The organism is Nonomuraea sp. SBT364, assembly GCF_001083785.1.
GTDB lineage: Bacteria > Actinomycetota > Actinomycetes > Streptosporangiales > Streptosporangiaceae > Nonomuraea.
Window position 1 is genome coordinate 1 of sequence record NZ_LAVL01000285.1, and the last position, 5,685, is coordinate 5,685.

At 72.7% G+C, this 5,685-nt stretch carries 5 protein-coding genes and 1 riboswitch; of the genes, 3 read left to right on the forward strand and 2 right to left on the reverse strand.

Going from position 1 to position 5,685, the window contains the following annotated elements; all coding sequences use genetic code 11:
• Positions 1–550: hypothetical protein (locus ADY59_RS52125; protein WP_049577397.1), on the forward strand; the 550-nt coding region annotated here is incomplete at its 5' end.
• Positions 551–573: 23 nt separating this feature from the next.
• Positions 574–656, forward strand: a riboswitch (ZMP/ZTP riboswitch).
• Positions 657–681: 25 nt separating this feature from the next.
• A complete protein-coding gene (gene glyA / locus ADY59_RS46235) occupies positions 682–1,932 on the forward strand; it encodes a serine hydroxymethyltransferase (RefSeq protein WP_049577398.1) in 1,251 nt (416 codons plus the stop codon).
• Positions 1,933–2,216: 284 nt separating this feature from the next.
• Here glyA and ADY59_RS53125 read toward each other — a convergent pair whose 3' ends face one another.
• Together ADY59_RS53125 and ADY59_RS46245 are read right to left on the reverse strand one after the other, a co-directional pair.
• Positions 2,217–2,945, reverse strand: a complete 729-nt coding sequence (locus ADY59_RS53125; protein WP_063780993.1) for an anti-sigma factor family protein — start codon at positions 2,943–2,945, stop codon at positions 2,217–2,219.
• Entirely contained in the window at positions 2,942–3,481 is a 540-nt protein-coding gene (locus tag ADY59_RS46245) for a sigma-70 family RNA polymerase sigma factor (RefSeq protein ID WP_049577404.1), read from the reverse strand. The genes ADY59_RS53125 and ADY59_RS46245 overlap by 4 nt, the downstream gene beginning before the upstream one ends.
• A 298-nt stretch (positions 3,482–3,779) precedes the next feature.
• Between ADY59_RS46245 and rsgA the strand changes: the two genes are divergently transcribed.
• On the forward strand, positions 3,780–4,877 hold the full coding sequence (rsgA, locus tag ADY59_RS46250; RefSeq protein ID WP_049577407.1) for a ribosome small subunit-dependent GTPase A: 1,098 nt from the start codon (positions 3,780–3,782) through the stop codon (positions 4,875–4,877).
• The last annotated feature ends 808 nt before the right edge of the window (positions 4,878–5,685 follow it).

Here is a 5,685-nt window from a genome sequence, read left to right on the forward strand (position 1 = left end):
GTCACCACCGGCACCCACCGCGGCGGCGGCCGGCGGGCGGACGGGGGCGCGGCGGTGGGTGCCGGTGGTGACCGCGCTGCTGGCCGCGGCCGCCGGCGTCGCCGCCACGGTGGCCGTGCTGCGCCCCTGGGAGCAGGCCGCCGGCGAACCCGGCACCCCGGCCGCCGCCAGCACCGTCGACGCCCTCGGCAGCAAGCTGAGCATCCAGGTCGACTCCCTGGCACGCCAGGGCGGCACGGTCCGCCTGCAGTGGACGGTCAGGAACGTCGGCGAGGAGAACGCGCCCCTGGTGGGCAAACTCGGCGGCGGCGCCCTCGACTCGACCGTGTCGCGGGTCAACCTGATCCCGCCCGGCGTCGGCTCGCCGATCTACCCGGCCCGCGAGAACGGCGCCTGCCGGTGCACCGACCTGCCCGTCGGCCCCTTCCAGGGCGGCAACCGGGTCCAGCTCTACGCCATCTACGAGAACGTCCCGGAGGACGTCGCCCGCGTCGACATCGACATGGGCCCGCTCGGCGTCGTCAGGAACGTCGCCGTCACCCCGAGCTGAGACCCGCCGCGCTTCCGATATCGTCAAGGCGTCGCGACTGGCGCATTCGGTGGGATCGACCACCAGGGAGCGGAAGGAGCGGAGGCCGTGCGCCTGGGTCTTCGCAGGATGTCAATGATGACAGGGGAATCATGAGTTCTCTCGCTAGCGTCGACCCGCAGATCGCCGAGCTCATCAAGGCCGAGGAGCGCCGCCAGGCCGACACGGTCAAGCTCATCGCCTCGGAGAACTACGTCTCCAAGGCCGTGCTGGAGGCCACCGGCACCGTCCTGACGAACAAATACTCCGAGGGCTACCCCGGCAAGCGCTACTACGAGGGCCAGCAGGTCATCGACCAGGTCGAGACCCTGGCCGCCGAGCGCGCCAAGGCGCTGTTCGGCGTCAACCACGCCAACGTCCAGCCCTATTCGGGCTCGCCCGCCAACCTGGCCATCTACCTGGCGTTCCTGCAGCCGGGCGACACCGTCATGGGCATGGGCCTGCCGTTCGGCGGCCACCTCACGCACGGCTGGTCGGTCTCGGCCACCGGCAAGTGGTTCAACCCGGTCCGCTACGGCGTCCGCCAGGACACCGGCCGCGTCGACCTCGACCAGGTCCGCGAGCTGGCGCTGGAGCACCGGCCGAAGCTCATCTTCTGCGGCGGCACCGCCATCCCGCGCACCATCGACTTCGAGGGCTTCGCTGCCATCGCCCGCGAGGTGGGCGCCGTGCTGGCCGCCGACATCGCGCACATCGCCGGCCTCGTCGCGGGCGGCGCGCACCCGTCGCCGGTCGGCCACGCCGACGTGATCTCCACCACCACCCACAAGACGCTGCGCGGCCCGCGCGGCGCCATGCTCATGGCGACCAACGACGAGCACGCCACCGCGCTCAACAAGGCGGTCTTCCCCGGCCTGCAGGGCGGCCCGCACAACCACACCACCGCCGCCATCGCCGTCGCCCTGCACGAGGCGTCGACCGACGACTTCAAGGCGTACGCCCACCAGATCGTCGCCAACGCCAAGGCGCTGGCCGACGAGCTCGCCTCGCGCGGCTTCGACCTGGTCTCCGGCGGCACCGACAACCACCTCATCCTGCTCGACCTGACGCCCAAGGGCATCGGCGGCAAGCCGGCCGCCCAGGCGCTCGACCGGGCCGGGCTGGAGACCAACTACAACGCGGTGCCGTTCGACACCCGCAAGCCGTTCGACCCGTCGGGCATCCGCATCGGCACCCCGTCCGTCACCTCGCGCGGCATGCGCGAGGCCGAGATGCGGCAGATCGGCGCCTGGATGGACGAGGTCGTCACCGCGCTGTCCAAGGGCGACGCCGAGGACGTGATCGCCCGCGTGCACCGCGAGGTCAGCGAGCTCACCGCGCAGTTCCCCGCCCCCGGCCTGTAAGCCACGGGAAACGCCCCGCCGCACGGGCTCTCTCGCGCGGCGGGGCGTCGTCGCCCCCGGGACGGGCCGGATGCCCCGGAGCGAGGGCCGATCGGCGAGCGGGGAAGCCGCCGTCGGCCGGAGGTGGTCTCTCCCGAGGGTGACCGGCATGTCCCCTGCCATGCCGGTCACGTTCTCGTCCTACGCCAAGCAGTACGGACGGGGGGCGGCCCCGGGTTCAACGATCGACGGGAAATCCCCCGTACCCGAAAAATGCCCTCCCACCAGCGGTGGGAGGGCATCGTTCAGACCTTCACGGTCAGCAGGTTCGCGCCTTCGGTGGTGACCACCTCGAAGTGGTCGATCCGGTCCAGCGGCAGCGCGCTCGCGCCGTGCACGTACAGCGGCCCGGGGGAGCCCGGCACGCCGTAGCCGGCCGCCGGGACGGCCCAGCCCATCATGATGCGGCGGTCGCCGTCGTCGGCCACCGCGATCAGCGCGCACTCCAGCGGACCCTTGACGCCCGACAGTTTGAGCGCCGCGTGCGTGCCCCAGCCCTTCGACTCCAGGACCAGCCCGCCCGTCACGCCGCCGGTGCCGACGCCCTCGACGGGCGTGCCCATGGCGTAGAACTGCTCGGCAGGGCCGATGCCGTCGTGCGGCGGGGCGACGGGCGAGGCGACGGGGGAGGCCGGGGCGCCGCCGCCGAACTGGGCGCCGACCACCAGGCCGCCCGCCACCAGCGTGACCGCCGCCGCCACCCCCACCAGGAACGTGCTGCGGCGCGCCCGCCGGTCGGCCGCCCGCTTGCGGCGCAGCAGGTCGATCACCTCGGCCGGCTCCTCGCCGGGCGGCGGGTCGTCCTCCAGCGGCCCGAGCCCGGTCAGCGCATGAGCCACCCCGGACAGCTCCGCCAGCTCCACCGCGCAGGACCGGCAGCGGGAGAGGTGATGCTCGAACGCCCGCCTGTCGTCGTCCTCCAGCAGGCCCAGGGCGTAGGCGCCGACATCGGTGTGCTCCACTCGCGCGGTCATGCCGTCACCCCCCTCTCCTCCAGCGCCACCCGCAGCGCGCGGACCGCGTAGTAGACGCGGGACTTCACGGTGCCGACGGGGATGCCCAGAGCCTCGGCGGCGTCGTTGACCGACCGGTCCCGCAGGATCGTCTCGTTGAGGATCTCGCGGTGAGCCGGCGACAGCGCCTGCAGCGCCTCGGACACGACCACCTGGTGCAGCAGCTTCTCCATCTCGTCGGGCACGGGCACGCTCTCCAGCGGCCCGTCGCCCAGCTCGGCCGGGCGCGACTCCCGGCGCCGCCGGTCATCGATCACGATACGTCTGGCGACCGTCGCGAGCCAGGGCATGAGCGAGGCCGCGTCAGGATCGAGCCGCTCGGCGCTGCGCCAGGCCCGGATCATGGTCTCCTGGACGACGTCCTCCGCCCACTGCCGGTCACCCGCCGTCAGCCGGACCACGAACGCCAGCAGCGGCCGGTGATACTGCCGGTAGAGCGCGGACACGACCACCTCCGGGTCGGGCCGCACCCGCCTGATCCAGTGCCGTAACCGCATGGGGACTGCTCCCTCTGCCGAGGGTGGGGGATACGTGCTCAGTCGCATCTTTCCCCTTTCTCGCGTCCGTCGGCAGGTGGTACGGCCCGCATCCCCGGCGGGGTTCAACCGGGCAGGCGGGGACGCGTCCGAAAACCCGATTGCGTCTCTCCCGGCGGGTGCCGTAAAGTCACGTCGCGAAACGGATCGAGTGGGAGGTGAGGACCATGCGGGTTGTTCTGTTCTGCGTGCCGTCCGACATCCTCCGGGGGCTGGTCTAGCCGCCCGGGCAATCCTTCTCTGCCAAAGGTGCAATCCGTTGCTTCACGATCTTTCCCTGCTCGGCTGGACCGCGTCCCGCGCCGCCGAGCTGCCCGAAGGCGCCGTGGCCGGCCGGGTCTCGCGGGTCGACCGCGGGGCCGCCGAGGTCATCGCCGCCGACGGCCACCACCACGTCCGCTACGGCGCCCGCGTGCGCCGGGCCTCCGCCGGCGACCCGGTCGCGCTGCCGTGCGTCGGCGACTGGGTGGCGCTGCGCGCGCTGCCCGAAGGCCGCTACGAGCTCGACGAAGTGCTGCCCAGGACCACCGCGTTCGTCCGCGGCGGCGTCAGCCGCGACTCGCGCGGCGGGCTGTCCGGCGACGGCCAGGGCCAGGTGCTCGCCGCCAACGTCGACGTGGTCTTTGTCGCCGAGCCGTCCATGCACTCCACCGACTACGCCGACCTCGGCCGCATCGAACGGCTGGTGGCGCTGGCCTGGGAGTCCGGCGGCACGCCCGTCGTGCTCGTCACCAAGGCCGACCTGTTCGAGCAGGGGCTCGACGAGCTGCTGTCCGACGTACGGGACGCCGCCCCGGGCGTCGACGTGCACGCCGTCTCCTCGCTGCGCGGCGAGGGCGTCGAGCTGGTGCGCGGCTACCTCGACGGCTCCCGTACCGCCGTCGTGCTCGGCCCGTCGGGCGCCGGCAAGTCCACGCTCGTCGACGCCCTGGCGGGCGACGGCGTCATGGACACCCAGCAGGTGCGCGCCGCCGACGGCCGGGGCCGGCACACCACCGTGCACCGGGAGCTCATCCCGCTCCCGGGCGGCGGGCTCGTCATCGACACGCCCGGCATCCGGCGGGTCGGGCTGTACGAGATGAGCCAGGGCGTGGACCTGGTCTTCTCCGACGTGGAGGAGCTCGCCTCCCGGTGCCGCTTTCAGAACTGCGGGCACGAGAGCGAGCCCGGGTGCGCGGTGCTGGAGGCCGTCGACTCCGGCGAGCTGCCGGAGCGCCGCCTGCAGAGCTGGCGCAAGCTCCAGCGCGAGGCCGCCTGGATGGCGACCCGCACCGACGCGCGGCTGCGCAAGGACCTGCAGAACAAGTGGAAGGTCATCCACAAGGAGATGCGTCGCTCCGGCCGCAACCGCCCCTGACCGCCGTCCCCTCACAGAGCGCACCTCCCCACCAGGGCCGGCCCTTCCGGTCAGGCCGGCCCTCTCCATCAGTGGCCCCCGATGCCGCCTCTGGAAGGGAGGCCCCCGTCTTCAGGGAAGGGACCTGCCTCCTGGGGCCCCTCCAGGGAAGGGGACTGCCCTCCCGGGGAGGAGTCCCGCAGAGACGGGCCGGCATCGTGGAGAGGAACCCTCAGGGAATGGCCCGCCCTTCGAGCATGGTCCGCCCTTCGGGATTGGTCCGCCCTTGGGGAATGGTCCGCCCTTGGGGAATGACCTGTCTGCCGGGTATGGGGCCGCCTCTAGGAGAGGGTCCGCCCCTTCCCAGATGGGTCGCCCTTCCGGGATGGGTCGCCCTTCCGGGATGGGTCGCCCTTCCAGGAAGGGCCGCCCTCCGAGGGGGCAGCCCTTCGGGAGGGGTTGCCCATTGGGGAGGGCCTCTGCAGCGGAGGGGCTGCCCTTCCGAGGCGGCTCGGGAGGTTGCCTCCCTTGGAGGCGGACGCCAGAAGGTCCTCTCAGGGGCCGTCCCCTGGAAGGCGCCCCTCCTGGGCATCGGCCGTTGCTCTCCCAGAGGCATCGGTTGGGAGGGGTAGTCCCTCCTGGGCGGGTCGATATGCCCGGAGGGGCCCGCTCTTTGGGGTGGGCAGTCCCTCTGCGAAGGGGCGGTCTCTCCGGGATGGGGCGGTCCTTCTGTGATGGGGCGGTCTCTCCGCGATGGGGCGGTCTCTCCGGGGAGGGGCGGTACGTCTGCGATGAGGCGGTCTCTCCGGGAAGGGGCGGTCCTTCTGCG